General features: G+C 71.4%; 24 protein-coding genes. 12 read left to right on the top strand and 12 right to left on the bottom strand.

Going from position 1 to position 26,062, the window contains the following annotated elements; translation table 11 throughout:
* Window positions 1–6 precede the first annotated feature (6 nt).
* Both S1361_RS24775 and mca read right to left on the bottom strand, forming a co-directional pair.
* Window positions 7–252 (bottom strand): hypothetical protein, encoded by a 246-nt coding sequence (locus S1361_RS24775; RefSeq protein WP_208033970.1) that lies wholly within the window; start codon window positions 250–252, stop codon window positions 7–9.
* Window positions 245–1,126: a mycothiol conjugate amidase Mca gene (gene mca / locus S1361_RS24770; RefSeq protein ID WP_208033969.1), complete on the bottom strand. Its 882-nt coding sequence runs from the start codon at window positions 1,124–1,126 to the stop codon at window positions 245–247. Before mca ends, S1361_RS24775 begins: the two co-directional genes overlap by 8 nt.
* A 158-nt stretch (window positions 1,127–1,284) precedes the next feature.
* Between mca and S1361_RS24765 the strand changes: the two genes are divergently transcribed.
* Entirely contained in the window at window positions 1,285–1,683 is a 399-nt protein-coding gene (locus S1361_RS24765; protein WP_208033968.1) for a DUF4307 domain-containing protein, read from the top strand.
* Window positions 1,684–1,872: 189 nt separating this feature from the next.
* Window positions 1,873–2,370, top strand: a complete 498-nt coding sequence (gene greA / locus S1361_RS24760) for a transcription elongation factor GreA (protein ID WP_208033967.1) — start codon at window positions 1,873–1,875, stop codon at window positions 2,368–2,370.
* Window positions 2,371–2,466: 96 nt separating this feature from the next.
* Here greA and S1361_RS24755 read toward each other — a convergent pair whose 3' ends face one another.
* The 3 genes from S1361_RS24755 to ilvA form a co-directional block, all read right to left on the bottom strand.
* Window positions 2,467–3,324 (bottom strand): ABC transporter permease, encoded by an 858-nt coding sequence (locus S1361_RS24755; protein WP_208033966.1) that lies wholly within the window; start codon window positions 3,322–3,324, stop codon window positions 2,467–2,469.
* The gene (locus S1361_RS24750; protein ID WP_208033965.1) at window positions 3,321–4,316 is read right to left on the bottom strand and encodes an ATP-binding cassette domain-containing protein; all 996 of its coding nucleotides are present in this window, start codon (window positions 4,314–4,316) and stop codon (window positions 3,321–3,323) included. The genes S1361_RS24755 and S1361_RS24750 overlap by 4 nt, the downstream gene beginning before the upstream one ends.
* A gap of 233 nt (window positions 4,317–4,549) precedes the next feature.
* Complete coding sequence (gene ilvA / locus S1361_RS24745) at window positions 4,550–5,779, bottom strand: threonine ammonia-lyase (protein ID WP_208033964.1); 1,230 nt, start codon at window positions 5,777–5,779, stop codon at window positions 4,550–4,552.
* Window positions 5,780–5,941: 162 nt separating this feature from the next.
* On the opposite strand from ilvA, the gene S1361_RS24740 reads away from it, so the two are divergent.
* The 3 genes from S1361_RS24740 (at window position 5,942) to S1361_RS24730 (ending at window position 7,425) form a co-directional block, all read left to right on the top strand.
* Window positions 5,942–6,448 carry a MarR family winged helix-turn-helix transcriptional regulator gene (locus S1361_RS24740; protein ID WP_208036753.1) on the top strand — a complete coding sequence of 169 codons (507 nt, stop codon included), beginning with the start codon at window positions 5,942–5,944 and terminating at the stop codon, window positions 6,446–6,448.
* 103 nt (window positions 6,449–6,551) lie between these two features.
* Entirely contained in the window at window positions 6,552–7,052 is a 501-nt protein-coding gene (locus tag S1361_RS24735) for a sigma factor-like helix-turn-helix DNA-binding protein (protein ID WP_208033963.1), read from the top strand.
* Between the two features lie 124 nt (window positions 7,053–7,176).
* Window positions 7,177–7,425: a hypothetical protein gene (locus S1361_RS24730; RefSeq protein WP_208033962.1), complete on the top strand. Its 249-nt coding sequence runs from the start codon at window positions 7,177–7,179 to the stop codon at window positions 7,423–7,425.
* A gap of 9 nt (window positions 7,426–7,434) precedes the next feature.
* On the opposite strand, the gene S1361_RS24725 is transcribed toward S1361_RS24730, so the two are convergent.
* Window positions 7,435–8,589 (bottom strand): cystathionine gamma-synthase, encoded by a 1,155-nt coding sequence (locus S1361_RS24725; protein ID WP_208033961.1) that lies wholly within the window; start codon window positions 8,587–8,589, stop codon window positions 7,435–7,437.
* Window positions 8,590–8,790: 201 nt separating this feature from the next.
* Here S1361_RS24725 and S1361_RS24720 point away from each other — a divergent pair, with 201 nt between their 5' ends.
* The 4 genes from S1361_RS24720 (at window position 8,791) to S1361_RS24705 (ending at window position 14,063) form a co-directional block, all read left to right on the top strand.
* Window positions 8,791–9,909 carry a hypothetical protein gene (locus S1361_RS24720; RefSeq protein WP_208033960.1) on the top strand — a complete coding sequence of 373 codons (1,119 nt, stop codon included), beginning with the start codon at window positions 8,791–8,793 and terminating at the stop codon, window positions 9,907–9,909.
* Between the two features lie 312 nt (window positions 9,910–10,221).
* Window positions 10,222–11,853, top strand: coding sequence for a M48 family metalloprotease (locus S1361_RS24715; RefSeq protein ID WP_208033959.1), 1,632 nt, complete (start codon window positions 10,222–10,224; stop codon window positions 11,851–11,853).
* Between the two features lie 108 nt (window positions 11,854–11,961).
* Entirely contained in the window at window positions 11,962–13,080 is a 1,119-nt protein-coding gene (locus tag S1361_RS24710) for a hypothetical protein (RefSeq protein ID WP_208033958.1), read from the top strand.
* 260 nt (window positions 13,081–13,340) lie between these two features.
* Window positions 13,341–14,063 (top strand): Type 1 glutamine amidotransferase-like domain-containing protein, encoded by a 723-nt coding sequence (locus tag S1361_RS24705; protein ID WP_208033957.1) that lies wholly within the window; start codon window positions 13,341–13,343, stop codon window positions 14,061–14,063.
* A gap of 219 nt (window positions 14,064–14,282) precedes the next feature.
* Here S1361_RS24705 and S1361_RS24700 read toward each other — a convergent pair whose 3' ends face one another.
* Entirely contained in the window at window positions 14,283–15,323 is a 1,041-nt protein-coding gene (locus S1361_RS24700) for an NAD(P)-dependent alcohol dehydrogenase (protein ID WP_208033956.1), read from the bottom strand.
* A gap of 172 nt (window positions 15,324–15,495) precedes the next feature.
* On the opposite strand from S1361_RS24700, the gene S1361_RS24695 reads away from it, so the two are divergent.
* Window positions 15,496–16,404: a helix-turn-helix domain-containing protein gene (locus tag S1361_RS24695; RefSeq protein ID WP_208033955.1), complete on the top strand. Its 909-nt coding sequence runs from the start codon at window positions 15,496–15,498 to the stop codon at window positions 16,402–16,404.
* 54 nt (window positions 16,405–16,458) lie between these two features.
* On the opposite strand, the gene S1361_RS24690 is transcribed toward S1361_RS24695, so the two are convergent.
* From S1361_RS24690 to S1361_RS24680, 3 genes are all read right to left on the bottom strand, one after another.
* On the bottom strand, window positions 16,459–19,704 hold the full coding sequence (locus tag S1361_RS24690) for a S8 family peptidase (RefSeq protein ID WP_243769288.1): 3,246 nt from the start codon (window positions 19,702–19,704) through the stop codon (window positions 16,459–16,461).
* A 431-nt stretch (window positions 19,705–20,135) separates the two neighbouring features.
* Complete coding sequence (locus S1361_RS24685) at window positions 20,136–21,383, bottom strand: L,D-transpeptidase (protein WP_208033953.1); 1,248 nt, start codon at window positions 21,381–21,383, stop codon at window positions 20,136–20,138.
* 250 nt (window positions 21,384–21,633) lie between these two features.
* On the bottom strand, window positions 21,634–21,978 hold the full coding sequence (locus tag S1361_RS24680; protein WP_208033952.1) for a hypothetical protein: 345 nt from the start codon (window positions 21,976–21,978) through the stop codon (window positions 21,634–21,636).
* A 109-nt stretch (window positions 21,979–22,087) separates the two neighbouring features.
* Here S1361_RS24680 and S1361_RS24675 point away from each other — a divergent pair, with 109 nt between their 5' ends.
* Window positions 22,088–22,417: a hypothetical protein gene (locus tag S1361_RS24675; protein WP_208033951.1), complete on the top strand. Its 330-nt coding sequence runs from the start codon at window positions 22,088–22,090 to the stop codon at window positions 22,415–22,417.
* A 42-nt stretch (window positions 22,418–22,459) separates the two neighbouring features.
* On the top strand, window positions 22,460–23,230 hold the full coding sequence (locus tag S1361_RS24670; RefSeq protein WP_243769287.1) for a hypothetical protein: 771 nt from the start codon (window positions 22,460–22,462) through the stop codon (window positions 23,228–23,230).
* 53 nt (window positions 23,231–23,283) lie between these two features.
* On the opposite strand, the gene hutH is transcribed toward S1361_RS24670, so the two are convergent.
* Window positions 23,284–24,822 (bottom strand): histidine ammonia-lyase, encoded by a 1,539-nt coding sequence (gene hutH, locus S1361_RS24665; protein WP_208036751.1) that lies wholly within the window; start codon window positions 24,820–24,822, stop codon window positions 23,284–23,286.
* Between the two features lie 88 nt (window positions 24,823–24,910).
* On the bottom strand, window positions 24,911–26,053 hold the full coding sequence (locus S1361_RS24660; protein WP_208033950.1) for a GGDEF domain-containing protein: 1,143 nt from the start codon (window positions 26,051–26,053) through the stop codon (window positions 24,911–24,913).
* Between the last annotated feature and the right edge of the window lie 9 nt (window positions 26,054–26,062).

Here is a 26,062-nt window from a genome sequence, read left to right as displayed (position 1 = left end):
GTGCGGTCAGCCCTGCTGGGCCGAGTCGGCCTTCTGCCGGGACTGCTCGGCGTCGGCGTCCGGGGACTCCTTGAAGTCGACCTTCTGCATGTGCTTGCTCATCGACTTCATCAGGCCCCACACGGCCAGGGCCATCACCGCGAAGACGATGAAGCCGAGGACGCCGGGGGTGACCTTGTTCTCGTCCACCTCCTTGGCGAGGGGAACGAGATGCGTCACTGCCAGGCTCACGCTTGCGCTCATGTCAGGCATTGTCCCGGATGCCCGCGAAGAGGTCGTCCTCGGGGATGGAGGTGTCGACGAGGGACTTCGCCAGCTCGTACTCCTCCGTGGGCCAGACCTCCTTCTGGAGCTCCAGCGGCACCTTGAACCAGCCGCCGTCGGGATCGATCTGCGTGGCGTGGGCGATCAGCGCCTTGTCGCGGATCTCGAAGAAGTCCGCGCACGGGATGTGGGTGGTCAGGGTGCGCTCGGTGCGCTCCATCTCGCTCCACCGCTTGAGCCACTCGCCGTACGGCGAGTCCAGGCCGCGGTCGAGCATGGCCTGGTGGAGCGCCTCGGTGCGCGGGCGGTTGAAGCCCTGGTTGTAGTAGAGCTTCAGCGGCTGGTAGGCGGGCCCGAACTCGGCCTCGGGGTACTTCTCGGTGTCCGCCGCGCCCTCGAACGCCACCATGGAGATCTTGTGGGTCATGATGTGGTCGGGGTGCGGGTAGCCGCCGTTCTCGTCGTAGGTGGTGATCACCTGCGGGCGGAAGGAGCGGATCTGCTTCACCAGCTCGCCGGCCGCCTTGTCGACGTCCTCCAGGGCGAAGCAGCCCTCGGGCAGCGGCGGCAGCGGGTCGCCCTCCGGCAGCCCGGAGTCGACGAAGCCGAGCCATTCCTGCTTGACGCCGAGGATCTCCCGGGCCTCGTCCATCTCCTTGCGGCGCACCTCGTGGATGTGCTCCTCGATGTAGGTGTCGCCCTGCAGCTTGGGATTGAGGATGGACCCACGCTCTCCGCCGGTGCAGGTCACCACCAGCACGTCCACCCCCTCGGACACGTACTTCGCCATGGTGGCCGCGCCCTTGCTCGACTCGTCGTCGGGGTGCGCGTGAACGGCCATCAGTCGCAGCTGGTCAGTCAAGACTCAATCCTTGGTCAGTCGGCGCCCCGGGTCGTGGGGTGCAGTCAAACAGGTGCCGCCCCGAAGGGACGTCCCCGAGGGGCGGTGGTCGGGCGGCGGGCGAGCGGCTTCTATAGTGACCGAATCGGGGGGCGAATAATTCCGCGGAGAGGACGATCATGAGTACCGCGAGCACGCGGCTGCCCGAGGGCCGCTACGGCCGTTCCTCGGATCAGCGCGCCGACCGCAAGCTCAGGATCGCAGGCTCGGTGCTGGGCGCGGTCCTGCTCGCACTGATCGGCTATTTCGCCTACCACTACGTCGCCCAGAACGAGATCAGCGCCGAGGTCATCACCTTCAAGGCCTCCGACGACGCGGTCAGGGTGCATCTGGAGGTCCGCAAGGACGCCGGTGCCTCCGGCTACTGCACCCTGCGCTCCCAGTCGGCCGACGGCGCCGAGGTGGGGCGGGCCGACTTCCGCTTCTCCGGGCCGGCCACCCGGATCGACAAGGTCGTCACGCTGCGTACGACCGCGCAGGGGACGACGGCCGAGCTGCTGGGCTGTCACGCCGGCTGAGGGCCCGGGACACCTCCCGGGTTCACCCGGAATGCGTAGGCTCTGAACTGGGCCGATGTGATTCTCATGGCTTATGTCCTCCCCCTTCCGCCATTGAATTGTTAGGCTCGTGGTTTCGCCCATCCGAGAGGGAACATGCTTCTGGGTAGGGCGATGCTTTGTATTCCCAGTACCGACGAGGAGCACCCTGTGACCCAGACCAGCGAGAACGTCACCTGGCTGACCCAGGAGGCGTACAACAAGCTCAAGGACGAGCTTGAGTACCTTACTGGTCCTGCGCGCACGGAGATCGCCGCCAAGATCGCGGCCGCGCGCGAGGAGGGCGACCTGCGCGAGAACGGCGGGTACCACGCGGCCAAGGAGGAGCAGGGCAAGCAGGAGCTGCGTGTGCGCCAGCTGACCCAGCTCCTCGAGAACGCCAAGGTCGGCGAGCCGCCGGCCGCGAACGGTGCCGTCGCGCCGGGCATGGTCGTCACGATCGCCTTCGACGGTGACGAGGACGACACGCTGACGTTCCTGCTCGCCTCGCGCGAGTACGCGAGCGCCGACATCGAGACGTACTCCCCGCAGTCCCCGCTCGGCTCGGGCGTCATCGGCCACAAGGTCGGCGAGGACGCGGAGTACGAGCTGCCGAACGGCAAGAAGGCCTCGGTGCGGATCCTGAAGGCCGAGCCGTACACGGGCTGACCGGAGCCCCTGGTCGCTTCCGGCCCCCGGCGCCCTCTGGGCCGCCGGGGGCTTTGTCATGAGCTGGGCCGTGTCGCGGTCCGGTGCCGGCCGGCGTCAGGCGGTCGCGGAGCGGTACTTGCGCACCGCGAGGGTGCGGAAGACCACGATGATCAGGACCGACCAGATCAGCGAGGCCCACACCGGGTGCTCCATCGGCCAGGCACCCGAGGCGGACTGCCCGGGGTTGGCGAACAGCACGCGGGTCGCCTGCACGGTGGCGCTGAACGGGTTCCACTCCGCGATGTGCCGCAGCCACGGCGTCATGTTGCCGGTGTCCACGAAGGCCTTGGATATGAAGGTCACCGGGAACAGCCAGATCAGCCCGCCGGAGGTGGCCGCCTCCGGGGTGCGGACGGTGAGACCGATCAGCGCGCCGATCCAGGTGAACGCGTAGCCGAGCAGGAGCAGCAGGGCGAAGGCGGCGAGGACCTTGCCGGCGTTGGTGTGGCCGTCGGAGCCGGCCCGCCAGCCGACGAGCAGCGCGACCACGGCGAGGACCAGCAGGGTGAGCGCCGTCTGCACCAGGTCGGCGAGGGTGCGTCCGGTCAGCACCGCACCGCGTGCCATGGGCAGGGAGCGGAAGCGGTCGATGAGGCCCTTGTGCATGTCGTCGGCGATGCCGGCGCCGGAGCTGGCGGTGGCGAAGGTGACGGTCTGCGCGAAGATGCCGGCCATCAGGAAGTTCTTGTAGTCGAGCGCGCTGGTGCTGGTACCGATCTTCATGGAGCCGCCGAACACGTAGGTGAACAGCACCACGAACATGATGGGCTGGATCAGTCCGAAGATCAGCATTTCGGGGATGCGGGACATCCGGATCAGATTGCGTTTGGCAACGATCAGCGAGTCGCGGACGGACCGGCCGAAGGGGTTGCCGGGCGCCGTGGCGGGCACGGCCTCGGTGACGGTGCTCATTTCACGGCCTCCTTGCCGTTCTGCTTGCCGGACTGCTCGTCCTTGGCGGTGGTCTCGGCCGCGTGTCCGGTCAGGGAGAGGAAGACGTCGTCGAGGGTGGGGCGGCGCAGGCCGATGTCGTCCATCTCGATCCCCCGCGCGTCCAGCTCACGGATGACCTCGGCGAGCAGCTTGGCGCCGCCGGTGACGGGCACCGTGAGCCTGCGGGTGTGCTCCTCGACCGTGGTCTCGCCCTTGCCGAAGCCGCGCAGCACCTCCACGGCGGTCGCCATGTGCTCCCGTTCGTGCACCACGACCTCGACGCGCTCGCCGCCGGTGCGGGCCTTGAGCTGGTCGGAGGTGCCCTGGGCGATGACCCGGCCGTGGTCGACGACCGCGATGTCGTGGGCCAGGTGGTCGGCCTCCTCCAGGTACTGCGTGGTCAGCAGCAGCGTCGTACCGCCGGAGACGAGCTGTTTGATGACCTCCCACAGCTGCTGGCGGTTGCGCGGGTCGAGGCCCGTCGTGGGTTCGTCCATGAACATCACCGGCGGGGAGACCACGAGGGCGGCGGCGAGGTCCAGCCGGCGGCGCATGCCTCCGGAGTAGGTCTTGGCGGGGCGGTCCGCGGCGTCGGCGAGGTTGAACTGGTCCAGCAGTTCCGCCGCGCGGGCCCGGGCGGCCTTCGCCTTCATCTGGTAGAGCTGTCCGACCATCTGCAGGTTCTCCCGGCCGGTCAGGTACTCGTCGACCGCCGCGAACTGGCCGGACAGGTCTATGGAGCGGCGCACCGTGTCGGGGTGCCGCAGCACGTCGACGCCCGCGACGACCGCCTTGCCGCTGTCGGGGCGCAGCAGGGTCGTCAGGCAGCGGACGGTCGTCGTCTTGCCGGCGCCGTTCGGCCCGAGCAGGCCGAGGACCGTGCCCTCGGGCACATCGAGGTCGACGCCGTCCAGTGCCCTTACGTCGCCGAAGGTCTTCACCAAGCCCTCGGCATAGATGGCGCCTGGCATGTCTGTCTCCACGTCGTCGGGGATTCGGGGGGGCGGATTATCCGCAAAGGCTAGGTATGTTCGCTCGGCCGCGCCCGCCTTTTTCCACAGGTGCGGGCGCCCCTTGCAGGGGTGTGGACAGGCGGGTCGGCGACCACACGACACACCATAACGCGATGTATCGCGTCTCTCAACACACTTCACCCGACCGGGTGGTGGATCGTCGTGGCCCCGCGCCCGGCTCGGCTCCCGGGTCAGCCGATGACCGTGTAACCGGCGTCGCGCAGGGACTGGCCGACCTCGGTGCAGTGCGCCGGGCCCTTCGTCTCCAGGTGCAGCTCCACCTCGGCCTCGGTGAGCCCGAGCCGGGGGTCGGTACGGACGTGGCTCACGTCGAGGACGTTCGCGTCGACCGCCGACAGCACCCCGAGGAGGGTGGCGAGCGCGCCCGGCCGGTCCGTCAGCCGCAGCCGTACGGCCAGGTAGCGACCCTGCGCGGCCATGCCGTGCCGCAGCACCCGCTGCATCAGCACCGGGTCGACGTTGCCGCCGGAGAGCACCGCGACCACCGGGCCCTCGAAGGCGTCCGGCGCGGCCAGCAGCGCGGCGACCGGGCTGGCCCCGGCCGGTTCCACGACCAGCTTGGCCCGCTCCAGGCAGAGCAGCAGCGCCGCCGACAGCTGGTCCTCGCTGACCGTGCGCACCTCGTCGACCAGCTCGCCGACGATCCCGAACGGCACCAGGCCCGGCCGCCCCACCTTGATGCCGTCGGCCATCGTCGCCGGGTTCTCCAGCGACACCGGGCGGCCGGCGGCCAGCGACGGCGGATAGCAGGCGGCCCCCTCCGCCTGCACGCCGACGATCCGGACGTCCGGCCGCAGTGCCTTCACCGCCACCGCGATACCGGCCGCGAGTCCGCCGCCGCCCATGCCGACGACGATCGTCCGCACCTCCGGGCACTGCTCCAGGATCTCCAGGCCGACCGTGCCCTGACCGGCGATGACGTCGGGATGGTCGAAGGGGTGGATGAACACCGCGCCCGTCTCGGCGGCGTACTCCTGGGCGGCGTGCAGCGTCTCGTCGACCACCTGGCCGTGCAGGCGCACCTCGGCACCGTAGTCCCGGGTCGCGCTGATCTTCGGCAGCGGTGCGCCCTTCGGCATGAACACCGTGGAGTGCACGCCCAGCAGCGAGGAGGCCAGCGCCACGCCCTGCGCGTGGTTGCCGGCGCTCGCGGCCACCACGCCGGCCGCCCGCTCCTCCGGCAGCAGCCCGGCGATCCGCACATAGGCGCCGCGCAGTTTGAAGGAGCCGGTCCGCTGCAGGTTCTCGCACTTGAGGTGCACCGGCGCCCCCACCAGCTGGGACAGGTGCCGGCTGCCTTCCATCGCGGTCACGCGCGCGATGCCCGAGAGCATCTTCTGGGCGCCCCGCACGTCGTCGAGGGTCACGGAGCGCAAGGAGTCGGCCGTGCGGTAGCTCATGACTCCAGCATCGCAGTTCACGTTTGCGCACGACGGGTGTGACCAAGCTGCGAGACCGGTTTGCGCAGCGCCGGTACGGCTTGGCGCCGGGCCGCGTACCCTGTCCCCCAACCCAGCAGCCCTTCATGAAGCGAGCCTCCGGCCATGCCCACAACACCTGAAATGTCGATGGACATGACGACCGTCGGTGACACCGGTCTCCTCGACACCCTCCAGCACGAGGTGGCGGTGTTCGCCCGCCGTGCCGAACAGACCCGGCTCGGCGGCGTCGGCCAGGTGCGCAACTCCATGGACCGCGCCGCGTACCTGCTGCTCAACCGCCTCGACAAGGAAGGCCCGATGGGCGTCAAGGCCCTCGCGGCGAGCATGGGCATCGACTCCTCGACGGTGACCCGGCAGGTGGCGCCCCTGGTCGACACCGGGCTCGTCAAGCGCACGTCGCACCCGGAGGACGGGCGTGCGGTGGTGCTCCAGCTGTCGCCGCGCGGTGCCGCCCGGCTGGAGGAGGTGCGCTCGTCCCGGCGTCAGCTCATGGCCGAGCTGACACACGACTGGGCGCCGGAGGAGCGCGAGCAGTTCTGCACGCTCCTCACCCGCTTCAATGTCGCGCTGTCCGCGCGGATGTCGGTACAGGGCGTGCCGGTGGCGGAGCAGCCGCCGGCCTCCTGAGCCGCGCGCACCGCACGGCAGGGTCCGCGCCTCTTGACCCCGGGGCCGCCGCGGGCCTCATATGAGACCGGGTCCGCACAGGGCCCCGTCAGGGGGAGGCGTGGTGCGTGATCGGCAAGCGGCCCGCGATGCCCGCCGGGCCAGGGAGTTCGAGGCGTTCGCCGCGGGCGCGTCCGGGCGCCTGCTGCACGCCGCCACGCTGCTCACCGCGGAGGCGCCGGACGCCAACCCGCGCGCGCGGCGCCTGCTGACGCTGGCGCTCGCCCACACCTACGCCCGCTGGGACCGGCTGCGCGGCGAGGACCCGTACGACTGCGCCCGCCAGTACCTCGCCACGCGCTTCGCGCGCACGACCTGGCACCGGTACGGCGCCCTCGGCCGCGCCCGGCCGGATCCGCGCAGTCCGCTCGCCGCGCTCACGCCGCGGGAACGACTGGTCCTCGTCCTGCGGCTCTACGAGGGTGTGGCCGAGGAACAGACGGCGGCCCTGCTCGGCCTGCCCGTGGAACGCGTCCACACCATCTGCGACCGCGCCACGGCCACCGTGCTCCACCCGGCCCGCCCCGCGGCCCGCCCGGCGAACCCGAAGACGGCACTGTCATGAGCCGCGGCGAGGACTCCGCCCTGCCGAACGGCCGCTCCGCGCGCGGGGGGCGTACGGCCGGTGCGGTCGGCGGGCCCGTCGCGTACGGCGGGCGGGACTGCCGGTGCGGTGGGGGGAGGCCGGGATGAACCGGGGGCAGCGGGAGGCCGCCGTGCGGCGGATCATGGAGCAGGGTCTCGCGCCGGTGCCGCCGGATCTGCGCCTCGACGCGGTGCGCCGCGGGGACCGTCTGCTGCGGCGGCGGCAGCTGGTCCGTCGGGTGCTGTGGCTGCTGGCGTGCGCCGCGGCCGTCGCGTTCGCGGTGTGGGCGGCCGACGCCCAGCCGTGGGCGGAGCCGCCCTCGCAGACGACTCCACCGCTCGGCGGCTGGTGACCCCGGCGGTCAGCCGAGGGCCTGCTGGAGGTCCTCCAGCAGGTCGTCGACGTTCTCGATGCCGACGGACAGGCGGACCAGGTCGGCCGGGACCTCCAGCGCGGAGCCGGCCGCGGAGGCGTGCGTCATCCGGCCGGGGTGCTCGATGAGGGACTCGACGCCGCCGAGGGACTCGCCCAGGGTGAACACCTTGGCGCGGTTGCACACGTCGATCGCGGCCTGCTCGCCGCCCTCGACCCGGAACGACACCATGCCGCCGAACGCCTTCATCTGCTTGACGGCGACGTCGTGGCCGGGGTGCTCGGGCAGCCCCGGGTAGCACACGCCGCTCACCCGCGGGTGCCGGGTCAGCATGTCGGCGATCTTCGCGGCGTTCTCGCTGTGCCGGTCCATGCGCACCGCGAGGGTCTTGGTGCCGCGCAGCACCAGCCAGGAGTCGAAGGGGCCGGCGACGGCGCCCATCGCGTTCTGGTGGTAGGCCAGCTCCTCGCCGAGGCCCGGGTCGGAGACGATCAGCGCACCGCCGACCACGTCCGAGTGGCCGCCCATGTACTTGGTCAGGGAGTGCACGACCACGTCGGCGCCGAGCGAGAGCGGCTGCTGGAGGTAGGGGGTGGCGAAGGTGTTGTCGACGACCAGCTTGGCGCCCGCGTCGTGGGCGACCTGAGCGACCGCGGCGATGTCGGTGATGCCGAGCAGCGGGTTGGAGGGGGTCTCCACCCAGACCGCCTTGGTCTTCGGGGTGATCGCGGCGCGGACGGCGGCGGGGTCGCTGGTGTCGGCGACCGACCACTCCACGCCCCAGCGGGTGGCGACCTTGGCGAAGAGCCGGAAGGTGCCGCCGTAGGCGTCGTTGGGGATCACCACGTGGTCGCCGGGGGTGAGCAGCGTACGCAGCAGGGTGTCCTCGGCCGCCAGGCCGGACGCGAAGGCGAGGCCGCGGCGGCCGCCCTCCAGCGCGGCGAGGTTCTCCTCCAGGGCGGTGCGGGTCGGATTGGCGCTGCGGCTGTACTCGTAGCCGCCGCGCAGCCCGCCGACGCCGTCCTGCTTGTAGGTCGAAACCTGGTAGATCGGCGGGACGACCGCGCCGGTGAGGGGATCCGCGGTGTTGCCCGCGTGGATCGCGAGGGTCTCGAAGTGCTGACTGATGTGCCTGTCACTCATGTGTACCGAGCGTAGTGCGCCCGGACCGTTCCCGATGCCCGCCGAGAGGGATTCGCTCTGTCCTGCAATGCTGCCGTCATGCTCCGGGCGGCCCCGCCCCGGCAGCCCCGGCGCACCCGCTGTCATGCCCTGGTCGGGAGTTTTCCACAGGCGGGCGGTGGGGGTTCGCCAATCCCCGGGGGCGTCTGGAACGCTTGAGGCATGTCGATTCTCTGGCTGCTGATGGCGCTGCTCATGCTGAGCTTCGTGCTGCTCCCGCTCATGCGGCGCAGGCGCGGGGTGATCGAGCAGGTTCACCCGGGACACCCGGACGCCGCCGACCCGGCGGACTACGGCTTCGTGCGCCAGGAGGAGCTGGACGTGCGCCTGCCCGGCCCCGACCAGGACCTGCTGGCGGTCCTGGAGCTGGTGCAGCGCACCGGGGACTACCGGGCCGCGGCCCAGCTGCTGGCCGGCACCGAGTCCGAGGGCGAGCTGCGCTGGCAGCGGGTGCAGGCCTTCGCGGGCGCCGCCGCGCTGGAGCTCCAGCAGCGGCCCGGCGGAGTGCACGAGACGCCGGGCGGCCAGTGGCTGCGGGTGTGGCGGGCCGAGCAGCCCAAGGACGCGGGCGGTGCGGCCGTCCACGCGGAGTTCCTGGTGCAGCAGGCCTGGCGGACGGCGACGCCGGGCACGGACGAGTTCCGGATCATCATGGAGGAGGCGCGTAACGCCTGTGCGCAGGCGGCCCTGCTGTCCCCCGGCGACCCGGTGCCGTACGTCATAGAGCTGTCCATCGCGCGTGGACTGGCCTATGAGCCGGCCGAGTTCGACCAGCTGTGGCTGAAGATCGTCGACCGCGCCCCGCACCACATGGGCGCGCACCTGGCCGCGCTGCACTACTGGTGCGAGAAGTGGCACGGCTCGCGCGAGCAGGCGTACTCCTTCGCGGAGGCCGCGGCGGCCCGCGCCCCCGAAGGCTCGTTGCTCGCCGCGCTGCCGCTGTTCGCGGTGTTCGAGCACCTCCCGGAGGTGAACCTGGTCGCGAGCTTCTACCAGAGCGAGGTCGTCGCCAAGGCGATCCACGGCGCGCTGCACGCGGTCCACGCCGCCCTCCCCGACGACCCGACGCTCCCGCACGTCCGGCATCTGCTGCTGTTCTTCCTGGTCCGCGCCGAACGCTGGGCGGAGGCCATGCAGCAGCTGATACACATCGACGGTCATGTCGGGGCGCTGCCGTGGACGCTGACCGACGACCCGGCCGCCGCGTTCGCCCTGCACCGCGCGCTGGCGGTGGCCGGTTACGAGGCCAACGGCGGCAGCCCTGCGAGCCTGCCCGGCTGACCTGACTGACCTGGCCGCCGCAGGGCACGCGCGCGACTGCCCGGCCGGCCGGGTCATCGCAGGGCGCGCGGGCCTCTCCGGCTGACCGGGCCACCGCAAGGCCGCGCTGGCCACCCCACCCGCACCCTCCGCATTGCCTTGCTGACCTGCGGTAGGGCTATACTCCGCTTCCCCCCACAGGCACCATGAGCACCACTCGCACCACCAGCACCACCTCGCACCACCGCATCGCACCACCCGCACCCGACCGGCCCCGCCGGTCCGGCGCTCTGTCATGTTCCTTTTCTGAGGTCCTGTGGGGGGATCTGCCCGATGGGCGCAACTCTGCGCGCGCTGCGCGCCCTCGTCCTGCTGCTCGGCTTCTACCTGCTGAGCCTCGTCCTGCTCGCCGCGCTGATCGGCGTCGACGTCCTCGTGTTCAGCTGGGGACACGGCCCGCTCATCGCGAAGGTCGGCTTCGTCACGGTGCTGCTGGCCATCCCCGTCGTCCGCGGCATGCTCATGCTGCGCACGCCCAAGGGCGAGGACGGCCCCGGCATCCCGGTCACCGAGGCCGACGAGCCCCGGCTGTGGGCGCTGGTCCGGGAGCTGGCCGCGGCGGCCGGCACCCGTGGCCCCGACCGGATCCTGCTCACCGGCGAGGTCAACGCGGCCGTCAGCGAGGATCCGCGGCTGCTCGGCCTGTTCGCCGGCCCGCGCCGCCTCTACCTCGGCGTCCCGCTGCTGACGGGTCTGACCGAGGCCCAGCTGAGGTCCGTACTCGCCCACGAGTTCGGGCACTTCACCGGTGGGGACACCCGGCTGTCCGCGCTCGTCGTGCGCGGGCGGGTGCAGATCGGCCGGGTCATCGGCCAGTTCCACGCCAAGGCGGACGACAAGGTGGCCGCCGACCGGGCCCGGCAGGAGAGGGCGTCCGCCAAGCGGGTCGCCAAGGGCAAGAAGGCCAAGCAGGTCGACACGACCGGCGTCGGGGCGACGTACCGGACGATGGCGAAGATCTACACCGCGTACGGCAAGTTCTACCTGCGCGCCTCGCTGTCCACCGCGCGCGGCCAGGAGTTCGCCGCCGACCTGACCGCCGCCCGGATCGCCGGACGTGACGCGACCGCGTCGGCGCTGCGCGAGATCCCGGTGCTGTCCGCCTCCCACGACTTCTACCTGGAGTCCTACGCCACCCTGGGCCTGCAGGCCCGGCTGCTGCCCCCGCGCGGCGAGTTCTTCGGCGGCTTCGGCCGGCTGCTGACGGCCCGTGAGCTGGAGCTGGTGAACCTCCGCACGGAGCTGCCGGAGGAGCCGGCGGGGCCGTACGACTCCCACCCGCCGATCGCCGAGCGGGTACGCCGGATCGAGGCGCTGCCCGCCGACGGCCGCGCCGACGAGGCCAAGGGAGCGGCGCTGGCCCTGCTGACCGACCCGGCGCGCACGCTGGCCGCCCTGGAGGACGCGGTCCTGGCCGACGAGCTGCTCCGCTACCCGCGCGCGGCCGGCTGGGAGGAACTGCTGGACGCCTCGATGGCGGCCGGCCTGTCGACGGCGCAGACCCCGCTGCACCGGGCGCTGGCCGGCTACACCGGGCAGCCGGCGACGCTGTCGGCGCTGCTGGAGGTCATCGACGACGGCCGGTTGTGGCGGGTGGCGGAACAGCTGCCGCTGTCGGAGGAGGCGGCGGCCGCGAAGGGGCGGGCGTTCCGCGAGTTCGTACGGCCCGTGCTGCGCCGCTCGCTGCGCACCATGGTGCTGGCCGAGTTCAGCTCCCGTTCGCTGCTGCACTGGGAGTTCTCCTGGACGCACCCGGCGTCGGTGCGGCTGCCCGGCTGGGGCTCGGAGACGGAGGACGACGGTCCCGAGGCGGCGCTGGAGGAGGCCGTGGAGGCGGCGCTCGCCGACCACCCCGACACGACGCGGCTGCGGGCGCTGCTGCCGCCGGCGACCCAGCACGCCTGACCGGCCCCGCCCCGCACACCGGGGAGCGCCACCTGCTCCCCACACCTCACCGTCCCCGCCCCCACTGCCCCCTTCGCCGTCCCCCGACAAGGAAACGAACCCACCCCGATGACCGTCCTGTTCTGGATCCTGGGCGTCCTGGCCGTCCCCACGCTGCTCTTCGTGCTGTGGCTGGCCTGGGTGTTCCTGAAGGAGCTCTTCCACCCGACCCCCGACGACGACGCGGAGGCGGCGGAGGCCGCCGAGGCCGCGCAGGCCGCCGAGAAGCTCGGCCTGCTGCCCGCCGAGCGCCAGAACACCGACCTCGCCGCGCCCCTGCCGGCGGAGTGGACCACCGTCCTCGCGGCGGTGCGCGGCGGCGACTGGAAGCCGGCCGCCGACCTGCTCGCGGCGGTCGGCCGGGACTGGGAGCGCCGGTCGGCGCTCGCCTACCTGCTGGCCGAGTGCGCGGCCGAGGAGGACGCCTGGCTGCTGGCGTGGGAGGCCGTACGGCCGGACGACCCGGACGCGGCCGTGGTCCGGGCGCGCAGCACGGTGATCCTGGCCTGGAAGCTGCGGGGCGGCAAGAAGTCCCAGTACACGACCAGGGAGCAGTTCGACGCCTTCCACCGCACGCTGGCCGGTGCCCGTGCGGAGATCGCCCGGGCGGCGGCACTGAACCCGGACGACCCGACGCCGTACATCGCGGAGATCTGGGTGGCACTGGGCCTCGGCTATCCGAACGCCCAGATGGACAAGCTCTGGGCGGAGATCACCGCCCGTGCCCCTCACCACTACGAGGCCCACTTCTCGGCGTTGCAGTACTGGTGCGCGAAGTGGCGCGGCTCGGAGCGGCTGGCCGCCGAGTTCGCCGAGCGGGCGGCGGCCGACGCGCCGCTGGGCAGCCTGCTGACGGCGCTGCCGCTCATCGCGCACTTCGAGCACGACGAGTCGGAGGACACCGAGGCCGACAACACCCCGCAGATGCTGGCCCGGGTCGACGCGGCCCTCGCGGACGCGGCGGCGGCCGACCCGTCCCACCCGCGGCTGCCGGAACTGCGTCACCTGCTGGCGTTCTACCTGCACCTGCAGGACCGCGACGAGGCGGCGCTGGAGCAGTTCAAGCTGGTCGACGGGCATGTGAACGCGCTGCCGTGGCGCTACCGGGGCGACATGGCCGGGTACTACTGCCAGGTCCGCGACACCGTGGTGCGGACGGTGGCACAGACCGCACCGGCGGACGCCTGACCGGAACCGAGGGGCCTCCCGGACGTTCCCCGGGCACCGACCCCCGAGCCGACGGACACCCGCCCCCGACCGACAGGGAGGTGGTGGTTTCCGTCGGCGGGGCGGGGTCCGTCCCGGTGTCCGTCGTAGCCGGCAGCAGCGTGATCAGGCGGGCCGGCAGGCCCGCGGTGAGGAGGCCGAGCCCGTAAATCGGGCGACGTCGCCGGCGTCCGCCCCGTAGATTCGCCCTTTCGGCCAGAGGCGGAAGGTGAAGGGGAGGCATGGGGAGTCCGGTGTTTCTGATCGGTGGCGGCTGGGACCGCGCCGAGGTGTACGAACCGTTCCTGCGGGAGGTGCGCGGGCGGCGGGTCGGGTGCCTGATCCTCGACGAGGGGGACGGGACGGCGCAGTTCGAGCGGTACGCGGCGGCGCTGCGCACGGCGGATCCCGGGTGTGTGCCGGTGCCGTTGCTGGTGCCGCTCGGCGCCCGGTTCGAGCCGGAGGCCGTGCTGGACGGGGTCGACGGGCTGCTGGTGTGCGGTGGGCTCACGCCCGCGTACCAGGACGCGCTCGCGGAATGCCTGGACCGGCTGCCGGGGCTGCTGGCGGCGCGCGGTGTGCCGTACGCCGGTTTCTCCGCCGGTGCGGCGGTGGCCGCGCGGCGGGCCGTGGTCGGCGGGTGGCTGGTGGACGGGGTGCAGGTGTGCCCGGAGGAGACCGGCGAGGACCTGGCGGAGGTCGAGGTACGGGCGGGGCTCGGGCTGGTGCCGTTCGCGGTCGACGTGCACGCGGCCCAGTGGGGCACGCTGCCGCGGCTGGTGGCGGCGGTCGCGCGGGGCGAGGCGCCGTACGGGGTCGCCGTGGACGAGAACACGCTGCTCGCGGTCGGGGGCGACGGGGCCCGGGTGTCCGGGGCGGGGCGGGTGCATCTGGTGCGGCCCGCGCCGGACGGGGACGGCGTGGTGGTGCGGGCGTACGGCGCCGGGGAGGGCTTCGCCCTGTAGAAGCGCGTCCCGAAGGGGCGCGGGGAACGGCGCGAACGACCACGACGGCCCGCACCCGCCAGACGCCCCACAACAGGCAGACGCCCCGCAGCAGCCAGACGATGCACCGCACGCAGACAGATCCACCGCAGGCCGTAGACCAACTGGACGATGGCCCAGCAGGACTACGGCCTGGCAGGACTACGGCCCGACAGGACTACGGCTCAGCAGGACCGCAGGTCAGATCGTGGCCGTGTCGATGACGAAGCGGTAGCGGACGTCGCTCGCCAGCACCCGCTCGTACGCCTCGTTGACCTCGGCCGCGCTGATCAGCTCGATCTCTGCGCCGATGCCGTGCTCGGCGCAGAAGTCCAGCATCTCCTGGGTCTCGCGGATACCGCCGATCATGGAGCCGGCGAGCGTCTTGCGGCCGCCGATCACCGAGAACAGGTTGAGCGCGATGGGCTCCTCGGGCGCGCCCACGTTCACCAGGGCGCCGTCGACCTTGAGCAGCGACAGCAGCGCGCCGAAGTCCATCGGCGCCGACACGGTCGAGACGATCAGGTCGAAGGTGCCGGCCAGCTCCTCGAAGGTCTTCGGGTCGCTGGTGGCGTGGTAGTGGTCCGCGCCCAGCTTCAGGCCGTCGTCCTTCTTGCGCAGGGACTGGGAGAGGACCGTCACCTCGGCGCCCATGGCGTGCGCGATCTTGACGGCCATGTGGCCGAGGCCGCCCAGGCCGACGACGGCGACCTTCTTGCCGGGGCCCGCGTTCCAGCGGTGCAGCGGGGAGTAGGTGGTGATGCCCGCGCACAGCAGCGGCGCGGCCACGTCCAGGGAGAGGCCGTCGGGGATGCGGACGACGTAGTTCTCGTCGACGACGATCTTCTCGGAGTAGCCGCCGTAGGTGGGCTCGCCGTCCCTGCCGACGGCGTTGTAGGTGCCGACCATGCCCTTGAGGCAGTACTGCTCCTCGCCTCGCAGGCAGTTCTCGCACTCGCGGCAGGAGTCGACCATGCAGCCGACACCCACCCGGTCGCCCACCTGGAACCTCGTCACGCCGGAGCCGACCTCGGAGACGATGCCCGCGATCTCGTGGCCGGGGACCATCGGGAAGATCGCCTCGCCCCAGCCCTCGCGGACCTGGTGGATGTCGGAGTGACAGATACCGGCGAACTTGATGTCGATCAGGACGTCGTACTCGCCGACCGCGCGTCGCTCGATGGTCGTCCGCTCCAGCGGGGCCTTGGCGGCGGGCGCGGCGTACGCAGCAACAGTGGTCATGCCGGGGAATCTCCTAGCGGGGGGTATCGCGCCCGGCTGCCTTTCCGCCGGGCACGGCATCCAGCCTGCGCCGCGAAGGGCCGCTCACCCAGACCACGCCTTTTCGTACGACTGCCGTGCCTACCACTGGCGGGGTCAGGCTCGCCTGCATACGACCAGGAATACTGGACGTATGAACAGCAGGGACGAGCAGCCGGACGCAACCGTGGCAGCCGGCCGGCCCCTGGACCGGCGGGCGGAGCTGAGCGAGTTCCTGCGCAGCCGGCGGGCCCGGCTGAAGCCCGAGGACGTGGGTCTGGCCCCCTTCGGGCGGCACCGCCGGGTGCCGGGGCTGCGCCGGGAGGAGCTGGCGCAGCTGGCCGGTGTGTCGGTGGCGTACTACACGCGGCTGGAGCAGGGCAACGGCCGGAACGTGTCGGCGGAGGTGCTGGACTCGATCGCCCGGGCGCTGCGGCTGACGGACGCCGAGCACGCGCACCTCACCCACCTGGCGAAGCCGAAGGCGCACAAGAAGAAGCCGGCGGCGCGGCAGCAGCAGGTGCGGGCGGCGCTGCGGCAGCTGCTGGACTCGATGGACTCCGTCCCGGCGTACGTCGTGGGCCGGCGCACGGAGGTCCTCGCCTGGAACCGGATGGCGGCGGCCGTCTTCGGCGACTGGGCCGAGCTGCCGCCGGCCGAGCGCAACTGGGCCCGGCTGGTGTTCCTGCGGCCCGACTACCGGGACCTGTTCGTCGACTGGGAGCAGAAGGCGATCGACATCGTCTGCACCCTGCGCATGGACGCGGGCTGCCATCCGGACGATCCGCGGCTGTCGGCGCTGGTGGGCGAGCTGTCGGTGAAGAGCGAGGAGTTCCGCCGGCTGTGGGCCACGCACGACGTCAAGGAGAAGAGCCACGGCGTCAAGGAACTGCACCATCCCCTGGTGGGCGACCTGGCCCTGCAGTTCGAGAGCTTCCGCCTGACGGACGGCTCGGACCAGTCCCTGGTCACCTACCACGCCGAACCGGGCTCCCCCTCCGCGGACTCCCTGCGCCTGCTGGCCAGCTGGGGCACGGACGCGAACCGCGCTGCCATGCGATGAGGGGCACACCGGAGGCTGTCCTCCGGTGCACCCCCCGTCGGTGAGTGCTACGGCTTACTTGCCGAAGTACGCGTTGTGGATCGTGATCTCCGACGTGTTGCCCTTCTTGTCGGTGATCTTGGCGTGGAACGAGATCGCCTTGTTCTTCGCCGGGTTCTTCACGGTGATCTTGCCGTTCCTGACGGTGACCTTCTTGAAGTTCTTGCCGTCGTAGGAGACGTAGACGGCGAGGGACTTCAGGTTGCCGCCGGCGGCGGAGCCCTCGACGGTGACCGGGAAGGTGACCGTCTTACCGGCCGCGACCCGGCTGTCCAGGCCGGTGGTGGCACCGAAGTGCAGGGACGAGGCGGGCAGCTGGACGAGGTCCGCGGACTTCTTGGAGCGGAAGGTCCAGGCCGCGTCGATGCGCGTCGAGGCCTCCGCCACCTTCGCGGACCGCTTGACCGAGGTGGTCAGCTTGTAGGCCGCGTCACCGGCCGGCACCTTGAAGGGCTTGTCGCCGAACAGCGGGTCGGTGCTGGAGCCGACCTTGGTGCCGTTGCGGTACAGCGTGGTGTTCGCCGAGGTGAACTGCGAGTACCCGCTGTGGCCGGCGGAGTCGGCGACCAGCGGCAGCGCACCGAAGATCTCGTTGCCGTTGCGGAAGACGCCGAGGCCCTTGGCGACGTGCGGGCCGAAGACCGCGGTGTTGACCGTCTTGGTGTAGGTCCGGCCGGCCTGGAAAGCGAACTGGCCGAGGGCGTAGCCGGCCTCGTAGACCGGGAAGCCGTCCTCGTCGACCCCGCCGTTCTGCTGGAACTGCAGCTGCCACTGCACGCCGCCGGTGGCGGACAGGTGCAGGGTGCGGGTGCCGGGCAGGTTCTGCGGGATGCTGATGGAGGAGGCGCCGGAGCTGCCGGGCAGCCAGCCCACCGCGTCGACCGCGCCCTTCTTGCCGCTCGCCGCCGCGCCCATCCGGACCTTCACCGTCGCCAGGTCGCTCGCCTTGTAGTGCTTGGTGTAGCCGGTGGCGAGCTGCTTGACCGGGCCGCCGGAGGTGACGTCGTACTCCTCGGTCGCGCCCTTGCTCCAGTGGCCGTCCCACTGCTGGCGCAGCGAACCGGCCGGCAGCTGCGGGCCCATGTGGGCGGTGCGGAAGTTCTTGTACGTGTCCAGGAACCAGCCGTAGCCGTACTGGCCGTCGCCGATCGTGACGTCGTACTCCGGCGAGGCGAACTGCGATTTCGCGCCGGAGGCCGGGATGGTGACGTCCACCGGCTTGGCCTTGCGCGCGTCGATGGTGATCGTCTGCTTCTTGCCGACGGTCAGCTTCGGCTGCGCGATCCAGTCGATGCCCTTGGTGGCGTCCTGCGGGTCGCCGTAGACCGAGGTGTTCAGGATGTACGTGCCCTTGGGCGCGCGCACCTTCACCGTGCCGGACTTGTCGTACGGGCTCAGCCAGATGCCGTTGGCCAGGCCCGCGACGCCGCTCAGGTCGGCGCCGTAGTTCGGGGTCGGCTTGCCGTCACGGCCGATGAACTTCAGGGTGAGGTCGTAGGATTCCACCTCGCGCTGCACCGCGGCGGCCGTGCGGACCGTCTGGCCGCCGCCGGTCGCCGTCACGTACGCGGAGTAGGCGCCGTCGAGGGTGCCGCCCAGCCTGGTGTTGACGGTGAGGTCGGCCGAGGCCTTGCCGTGCGCCGGCACGGTCACCGTCGTCGTGCCGAGCTTGAAGAAGCCCGCCGGGGCCGCCGCGCCCTTGGGACCGGTGGCGGTGCTCGTCAGGGTGAGCGTGACGTCCTTGTCACCCAGGTTGCGGTACGTCACCTTCTTGGTGACCGGCTTGTCGTCGGTGTGCGGCCACTGCTGCACGCCGAAGCCGACCGAGACCGGGTCGGCGACGATCGACTGCCTGATCGCCTTGTCGACCTGGATCCGGCCCGAACCCTGCTGGAACGGGGTGTACTTGCCGCCCTTGGTGGAGCCGGTCAGGGCCCCCTTCAGCTCGGCGTAGCCCCAGTCGGGGTGCTCCTGCTTCAGAATGGCGGCGGCGCCCGCGACGTGCGGGGTGGCCATCGAGGTGCCGGAGATGGTCAGGTAGCCCTCGGGCTTCTCGCCGACCTCCTGGTCGATGACGCTGCCCTTGGCCGCGGCGGCGGTGATGTCGACGCCGGGCGCGGTGACGTCCGGCTTGATGGCGCCGTCGCCGGCACGCGGGCCGGTGGAGGAGAAGTCGGCGAGCTTGTCCTGCTTGTCGACGGCACCGACGGTGAGCGCGGCGTCCGCGCTGCCCGGCGATCCGATCGACTGGGGGCCCGAGTTGCCCGCGGCGATCGCGAACAGGACGCCCTTCTCCGCGGAGAGCTTGTTGACCTCGGCCTCCAGCGGGTCGATCTCCGGGGTGTCGTAGCCGCCGAGGCTCAGGTTGATGACGGAGGCGCCCTGGGAGGCCGCCCACTCCATGCCGGCGAGGATGCCGGAGTCGTCACCGGAGCCGGTGTCGTCCAGCACCTTGCCGTTGAGGAGCTTGGCGTCCGGGGCCACACCCTTGTACTTGCCGCCCGACTTGGCGCCGGTGCCCGCCACGATGGAGGCGACGTGCGTGCCGTGCCCGAAGTGGTCGGTGGCGTCGGCGGCGGAGGTGAAGTTCTTGGACTCGACCACCTGGTCCTTCAGGTCCGGGTGGGTGGTGTCCACGCCGGTGTCCAGGACGGCGACCTTGACGCCCTTGCCGGTGTAGCCGGCCTTCCACGCGGTGGGCGCGCCGATCTGCGGCACGGACTTGTCGAGCGAGGCCTTGCGGACCCCGTCGAGCCAGACGTGCGCGATCCCGGAGGCGGTCGTGTCGCCGTTGGTGACGGCGTCCCACAGCTCGGCGGTGGCCTCGACCGGGGTCTGCACGGCGTCCGCGTTGAGCGCCTTCAGGCTGCGGCGCAGGGTGCCCGCGTCCCGGACGTCGGCCTTGGCGGCGGTGGCGGTGCCGCGATAGCCGACGATGACCTTGAGGCCGTGCTTCTGGGCCTTGCGGGTGGCGGCCTTGTTCAGCTCGGTGACGTCGAACAGGCGCTGGTCCAGCGTGCCGGAGGCGACCAGGCGGGCCGCGTCGGCCGGGACGACCAGCGTGTGGCCGGCGGCCTTGCGGACCTGGAAGGGTATGTGCTCGCGTCCCTTGGCCCGCTGCAGGCCGACGACACGGCCCTTGGCGTCGAGGGCGACACGGTCACCGGTGATGAGCGTGACGTGGTGCTTGGCGGTGGCCGTGGAGGCGGCGGTGGCAGCCGTCGAGGGGCGTGCGGTCTTCGCCGACGCGGGGCTGGTCATACCCGCTGCGAGGGCGACCGCTGCGGCCGTTGCCACGGTGGCCGCAGCTGCTCTTTTCACTTGTCTGCGCAAGTTCTCCCCCTGGAGACGAGGTACCGGGCGAATTCCCCATTCACCCGGTCGGGGGCGGACTCGCACGCATGCACGCCAACCCCCCGGGTCACGAAGTATGCCGGGGGGTGATCAGAGGGCTCAATAGAGGAGAGGAGGGTGAGAAAGCGCATCCCGGAACTGTTACGAGGCGGCCGGGACACCGTTACAGAACCGCGAAGTCCCGTGCGTACTCGGGGGCGTTGTGCGCCGTCAGGCAACGGCGTTCTCCTTCACCGTGATCTTCCCCGCCCGGCAGGCCACGGGAAGCCCCCGCAAGACCCCGGAAACACCGGTGCCGCCCCTGGGGGCGGCACCGGAAGAGAGCTGTGAGGGGGCTGTCAGACGGCCGAACCGGCCTTCCACTGCGCCCAGTCCATGTTCCAGCCGTTGAGGCCGTTGTCCGGCGAGACGGTCTTGTCGCCGGTCTTCTGGACGACCACGACGTCACCGATCAGCGAGTTGTTGAAGAACCAGGCCGCCGGCGTGCTCGGGTCGTCGGCGCCCTTCTTGTCCTGGAGACCCACGCAGCCGTGGCTGGTGTTCACGCTGCCGAACACCGAGGGCGCGCCCCAGTAGTTGCCGTGGATGAAGGTGCCGGAGGTGGTCAGGCGCATGGCGTGCGGCACGTCCTTGATGTCGTACTCGCCCTTGCCGTCGGAGTCCTTGAAGCCGACCGTGGCGCCGTTCATGCGGGTCTGCTTGAACTTCTCCGAGATGACCATCTGGCCCTCGTACGTCTTGTTGTCCGGGGCGCCGGCGGAGATCGGTATGGTCTTGACGACCTTCCCGTCCCGCGTGATCTTCATCTGGTGGGTCTGCGCGTCGACGTACGAGACCTGGTTGCGGCCGATGTGGAAGGTGACCGTCTTCTGCTGGACGCCGTGGATGCCCGACGCGCCCTCGACGCCGTCGAGGGCCAGCTTCAGCGTGACGGTGGAACCCTCCTTCCAGTACTCCTCCGGACGGCAGTCCATGCGGTTGGCGTTGAACCAGTGGCAGGCGACCTCCTGGCCGCTGCTGGAGCTGACCGTGATGCCCTTCTGCACGGCCGCCTTGTTGGTGATCGCCTTGTCGAAGTTGATCGACACCGGCATGCCGACGCCGACCGTCGAGCCGTTGTCCGGGGTGAAGCTGCCGATGAAGCTGTTGGCCGGGGAGACCGTGGTGAAGGAGGCGTTCTCGTGGGCTATGCGGCCCTCGGAGTCCTTGGCCTCGGCGGCGAGCTTGTAGGTGGTGGAGCGCTCCAGCTGGACGCTGGGCTTCCAGCTCTTCTTGTCGGCGGACAGCTGGCCGGCGACGGCCTTGCCGTCCTGGGTGGTCATCGTGACACCCGTGAGCGTGCCCTTGGTCACCGTGACGGTGGCGGAGTTGTTGATCGAGGCGTTGTCCGAGCCGTCCTTCGGCGTGATCGTGATCTGCGCCTCCGACGACTTCTTGGCCGCGGCCTCGTCGACCTTGGCCTGCGAGGTGTCGCCGTTGCCGGAGGCGCCGGCGTCGTCGCCGCCGGAACACGCCGTCAGTACCAGCACACCGCCGAGCAGAGCGGACGCGGCCGTCAGGCTCCGGCGCCGCTTACTGTTCGTCATCACAAGCTTCTCCATCGTTGCCGAGTCGCGATAACCCCGAGAGTCCCCGTCGATAACCCCGAGAGTCCCCGTCAAGAACCTTCAACGCTACGGCCGGGTCGTCCCGTTCCACAGTCCGCGGATCTGTGGGGCATCCCACGTCCGCGGAAACGCGGTCGCGGGTGGTGCGGGTTCCGGTCCGTACGCCCCCCTGGGACGACGAAACCCCGGACGGCGGTTGCCGTCCGGGGTCCTGGGTGCCCCGGGACGCTCAGCCGATGCCGTCCTCTTCCTCGTCGTCGTCCCCATCATCCTCGTCCAGGTCCCAGTCGGGCGAATCGGGGTCGTAGTCGATCCGCTCACTGGACCAGGACGCCTGCTGGAGCTCCACCCCGGGCACCTTGCCGACCAGGTCGAAGGGATCCACGAGATAGGCGAGGGCCTCCGCGGTGTCGTCCGTCACAGCGCCCTCGGCCTGGGTCCGCTCCCCCTCGGGCAGCTCCGGGTCCTCGGCGATCCGGCGCAGCGCGGCCTTGGCCACCGCGTCGTCGTCGTGCACCTCCAGCACCAGCTCCACGCGAAGCCGTACAAACCGTGATGTCTCTTCTGTACTCATGGCGGGAGCGTACGACTGAAACCTCCCGTGACTTTCCTGTGACCCGCGCCTTTCACTAACATCGCCCCACACGGCCAATTCGCCAGCGTCACAAGGGGATCGATATTCCGTGTCATTCGCTCGCCGTCCGCTGCTGACCGCCACCGCCGCGGGCACCCTGCTGTGCGCGCTGTGGTTCGTCCCGTCCGCGAACGCCTCGCAGGACGCCCCGACGAGAGGGACGGCAGCCACCTCCGCCTCGTCGCAGGCCGAACAGGTCACGCAGGCCAGAGCGGTGACGGCGGCGTCCGCCGAGTCCGCGGACAACGCGGCGGAGACCGAACTGGCCGACACGGGAAGCTTCGACACCACCCCGTACGTCATCGGCGGCAGTCTCTTCCTCGGCGTGGGCGCCGGATTCGTCGTGTATTCGGTGCGTCGGGAACGTCTGGGCTTTTAATTTTCCTTGACGAGTCTTTGACGGCGACCACATAGTTCGCTCATGAAGAGATCATCGGGCGTGCGGCTGTGCGCCACCGCAGCTGTGAGCGCGCTGTCGCTCGCCCTCGTCACGGGTTGTGGCGACGAAGGTTCGAAGGGCTCCGCGAACGGCTCGGACAAGGACGCGGCGAAGGCGCTGAGCGCCGCCCAGTTGGGGAAGCTGATCATCGCCCAGGGTGACGTGCCCGGGCACAAGGTCGGTGCCGTCGAGGGCGGTGTCCCCGACAAGAGCAAGGTCACGTCCGACGACGCCAAGTGCGAGCCGGTGCTCCGGGCCTTCACCGGCATCGCGCCCGGCGACCCGGCGGCGCACACCAGCAAGATGGCCACCGAGAACAAGAAGACCCCCACGGCCGCCCCGTCGCCGGGCGACGGCAAGTTCGAGGACGCGATCAGCGAGTCCATGAACCTGGACGTCACCGTGGTCACGCTGGCCTCGTACGACGGGGACGGCGCCGAGCAGGGCCTGAAGGCGGTCTCCGACGCGGTCAAGGCCTGCGCGGGCGGCTTCTCCGGCGCGCAGGACGGCGAGAAGGGCAAGTTCACCAAGGTCGCCGAGGAGAAGTCCTCGGGCACGGGTGACGCGTCGGTGGCCTTCACCGCGACCAACGACGCGGGCAAGGACGGCGCCCTGCCGCTGCACGCCGAGGTCGTGCGGCACGGGAACAACCTCGCCGTGTACACCACGATCAACATCGGGGCGATGATGACCAAGAAGGCCTACACGGTCTCCGCTCCGGTCGTGAAGGCGCAGGCCGCCAAGCTGAAGTGACGTTCCCTCCGTAGCGTCGAGGGGCCCCGGCCGGTGCCGGGGCCCCTTCGCGTTCACCGGAGCGGGCCGGTGACCTTCTCCACGGCCGCCACGAGATCGCCGGTGCGCACGAACGCGTCGGCGGCGGCGAGGTCGGGCGCCAGGAAGCGGTCCGGACCCGGGCCCTGCACGCCCGCGGCCCGTACGGCCTCGATGACGGCCCGGGTGGCGGGCGCCGGGGTGAGACCCTCGCGCAGCTCGACAGCACGGGTGGCCGCGTACAGCTCGATGGCGATGACCCGGGTGAGGTTGTCCACGGCGGTGCGCAGCTTGCGCGCGGCCGACCAGCCCATGGAGACGTGGTCCTCCTGCATGGCGGAGGACGGGATGGAGTCCGCGGAGGCCGGTACGGCCAGCCGCTTCAGCTCGCTGACCAGCGCGGCCTGCGTGTACTGGGCGATCATCAGGCCGGAGTCCACGCCGGCGTCGTCCGCGAGGAAGGGCGGAAGCCCGTGGCTGCGGTTCTTGTCCAGCAGCCGGTCGGTGCGGCGCTCGGCGATGGAGCCGAGGTCGGCGGCGGCGATGGCGAGGAAGTCCAGGACGTAGGCCACGGGCGCGCCGTGGAAGTTGCCGTTGGACTCCACCCTGCCGTCGGGCAGCACGACGGGGTTGTCGACGGCGGAGGCCAGCTCCCGCTCGGCGACCAGGCGGGCGTGCGCGAGGGTGTCGCGTCCGGCACCGGCGACCTGCGGGGCGCAGCGCACGGAGTAGGCGTCCTGGACGCGGGGCGCGTCGTCCTGGTGGTGTCCGGTGAGGCCCGAACCCTTCAGTACGGCCAGCATGTTGGCGGCGGAGGCGCCCTGGCCCGGGTGCGGGCGGATGGCGTGCAGCTCCGGCGCGAGCACCTTGTCCGTGCCGAGCAGCGCCTCCAGGCTGAGGGCGGCGGTGACGTCGGCGGACTTGTAGAGGGTGTCGAGGTCGGCGAGGGCCATGATCAGCATGCCGAGCATGCCGTCGGTGCCGTTGAGGAGGGCGAGACCCTCCTTCTCGCGCAGTTCGACGGGCTGGATGCCGTGTTCGGCGAGCAGCTCACCGGCGGGCCGCACGACGCCGTCGGGGCCCTCGGCCTCCCCCTCGCCCATGAGCGCGAGGGCGCAGTGGGACAGCGGCGCCAGGTCGCCGGAGCAGCCGAGGGAGCCGTACTCGTGCACGACCGGGGTGATGCCGGCGTTCAGGACGTCGGCCATGGTCTGCGCGACCTCGGGCCGCACACCGGTGTGCCCGGAGCAGACGGTCTTGAGCCGGAGGAACATCAGGGCACGTACGACTTCCCGCTCGACCCTCGGCCCCATGCCGGCGGCGTGCGAGCGGACGATGTTGCGCTGCAGCTGGGCGCGCAGTTCCTGGCTGATGTGCCGGGTCGCCAGGGCACCGAAGCCGGTGGAGACGCCGTAGACCGGGTCCGGCTTGGCCGCCAGCGCGTCCACGATCTCCCGGGCCGCCGCGAGGGCCGCCACGGCTTCGGCCGACAGCTCGATGCGGGCACCGCCGCGCGCCACGGCGAGAACGTCGGACGCCGTGACACCGGACGTCCCCACCACCACAGTGTGCATATCCATATTCAGGAGCGTACGCATTGAATGCGGTGATGTCACTAGTGGGTACCAGGGGTGACCCTTACCGCGAGGTGTGGGCTTCGCCTCACGGCCGGCGCCCGCGGAACCGGCGCCGCTCACCCCGCGAGGGCGGCGGTTCGTCGGCCAGCCGTACGACCGGATCCTCCGGCCCCTCCCGGCCGGCCACCACCGGCCGGTCCAGGCGCATGGCCTTGGCCCGGTACTGGGCGGCGTCCGCGAGCCGGAACAGCCGGCGGGCGTCCCGCACCTCCCCGATCGGCTCCTCGGTCGAGGCGACCCCGCAGGCGACCCCCTCCCCCGGCTCCAACTCCCCGGCCCGGCGGCACAGTTCGTCGGCGGCCTTCACCACGTCATCGGCGGGCGGCCCGACCGCGAGCAGACAGAACTCGTCCCCGCCGAGCCGTGCGACCAGCGCGCCCGGCACCATCGCGCCGCACAGCGACAGCACCGAGCCGAAACGTTCGAGCAGGCGGTCGCCGACGGCGTGCCCGAGGGTGTCGTTGACCCGCTTGAGCCCGTTGAGGTCGCAGACCACGAGACTGACGGCCACGCCCTCCGCGCGATGCCGCTCGACGGCCTCCTCCAGGCGTACGTCCACGGCCCGGCGGTTGGCCAGACCGGTCAGGGCGTCGGTGTACGCGAGCCGGCGGGCCTCCTCCAGCCGCTCGGTCTGCGCGATGCCGGCGGCGACCACGGCGGCGAGCACGGTGGCGAAGTCGGCGTCGGCCCGCCCGAAGAGGGGTTCGCCGGCCGCGCGCGCCACATACAGCTCGCCCCAGGCCCGGCCGTGCAGGATGACGGGGGCGACGACACAGCAGCCGCGGCCCCGGCGGCGCAGGGCGGCGACGCGCTGGTGGAAGTAACCGGGGTCGCCGGCGGCCGTTCCCTCGGCCGTCTCCACCCAGGCGTTCGGGCCGCCGCCACCGGCCCAGCGCTCGTGCAGGAACTCGGTGATCTCCGGGAACTGGTGCACCGGGTAGGTCTCGGCCTCCGGGAAGTCCTCCTCGTCGGGGGCACGGTCCCCCACGTTCACGAGGACCCGGAGGCGGCCGAGTTCCCGTTCCCACACCGACAGCGCGGCGAAACTGCCGTCCAGCGCGTGGCAGGCGCCGAGGGCGGCGGCCTGCCAGCACTCCCGCGGGGTGTGGGCCGCCGCCATGCCCTGCGCCAGCGCCACGACTGCGGCCAGCCGCTTGTCCTCACCCATTACTCCAGA

The sequence above is a fragment of the Streptomyces cyanogenus genome (genome assembly GCF_017526105.1).
In the GTDB taxonomy this organism is placed as follows: domain Bacteria; phylum Actinomycetota; class Actinomycetes; order Streptomycetales; family Streptomycetaceae; genus Streptomyces; species Streptomyces cyanogenus.
This window is presented reverse-complemented; position numbering and strand designations above follow the sequence as displayed.

Excerpts from the sequence above, each read along its gene's own strand:
- S1361_RS24775 (WP_208033970.1), bottom strand. The coding sequence starts at position 252 with ATGCCTGACATGAGCGCAAGCGTGAGCCTGGCAGTGACGCATCTCGTT.
- S1361_RS24765 (WP_208033968.1), top strand. The coding sequence starts at position 1,285 with ATGAGTACCGCGAGCACGCGGCTGCCCGAGGGCCGCTACGGCCGTTCC.
- S1361_RS24755 (WP_208033966.1), bottom strand. The coding sequence starts at position 3,324 with ATGAGCACCGTCACCGAGGCCGTGCCCGCCACGGCGCCCGGCAACCCC.
- S1361_RS24750 (WP_208033965.1), bottom strand. The coding sequence starts at position 4,316 with ATGCCAGGCGCCATCTATGCCGAGGGCTTGGTGAAGACCTTCGGCGAC.
- ilvA (WP_208033964.1), bottom strand. The coding sequence starts at position 5,779 with ATGAGCTACCGCACGGCCGACTCCTTGCGCTCCGTGACCCTCGACGAC.
- S1361_RS24740 (WP_208036753.1), top strand. The coding sequence starts at position 5,942 with ATGTCGATGGACATGACGACCGTCGGTGACACCGGTCTCCTCGACACC.
- S1361_RS24730 (WP_208033962.1), top strand. The coding sequence starts at position 7,177 with ATGAACCGGGGGCAGCGGGAGGCCGCCGTGCGGCGGATCATGGAGCAG.
- S1361_RS24725 (WP_208033961.1), bottom strand. The coding sequence starts at position 8,589 with ATGAGTGACAGGCACATCAGTCAGCACTTCGAGACCCTCGCGATCCAC.
- S1361_RS24720 (WP_208033960.1), top strand. The coding sequence starts at position 8,791 with ATGTCGATTCTCTGGCTGCTGATGGCGCTGCTCATGCTGAGCTTCGTG.
- S1361_RS24715 (WP_208033959.1), top strand. The coding sequence starts at position 10,222 with ATGGGCGCAACTCTGCGCGCGCTGCGCGCCCTCGTCCTGCTGCTCGGC.
- S1361_RS24710 (WP_208033958.1), top strand. The coding sequence starts at position 11,962 with ATGACCGTCCTGTTCTGGATCCTGGGCGTCCTGGCCGTCCCCACGCTG.
- S1361_RS24705 (WP_208033957.1), top strand. The coding sequence starts at position 13,341 with ATGGGGAGTCCGGTGTTTCTGATCGGTGGCGGCTGGGACCGCGCCGAG.
- S1361_RS24700 (WP_208033956.1), bottom strand. The coding sequence starts at position 15,323 with ATGACCACTGTTGCTGCGTACGCCGCGCCCGCCGCCAAGGCCCCGCTG.
- S1361_RS24695 (WP_208033955.1), top strand. The coding sequence starts at position 15,496 with ATGAACAGCAGGGACGAGCAGCCGGACGCAACCGTGGCAGCCGGCCGG.
- S1361_RS24690 (WP_243769288.1), bottom strand. The coding sequence starts at position 19,704 with ATGACCAGCCCCGCGTCGGCGAAGACCGCACGCCCCTCGACGGCTGCC.
- S1361_RS24685 (WP_208033953.1), bottom strand. The coding sequence starts at position 21,383 with ATGACGAACAGTAAGCGGCGCCGGAGCCTGACGGCCGCGTCCGCTCTG.
- S1361_RS24680 (WP_208033952.1), bottom strand. The coding sequence starts at position 21,978 with ATGAGTACAGAAGAGACATCACGGTTTGTACGGCTTCGCGTGGAGCTG.
- S1361_RS24670 (WP_243769287.1), top strand. The coding sequence starts at position 22,460 with ATGAAGAGATCATCGGGCGTGCGGCTGTGCGCCACCGCAGCTGTGAGC.
- hutH (WP_208036751.1), bottom strand. The coding sequence starts at position 24,822 with ATGCACACTGTGGTGGTGGGGACGTCCGGTGTCACGGCGTCCGACGTT.
- S1361_RS24660 (WP_208033950.1), bottom strand. The coding sequence starts at position 26,053 with ATGGGTGAGGACAAGCGGCTGGCCGCAGTCGTGGCGCTGGCGCAGGGC.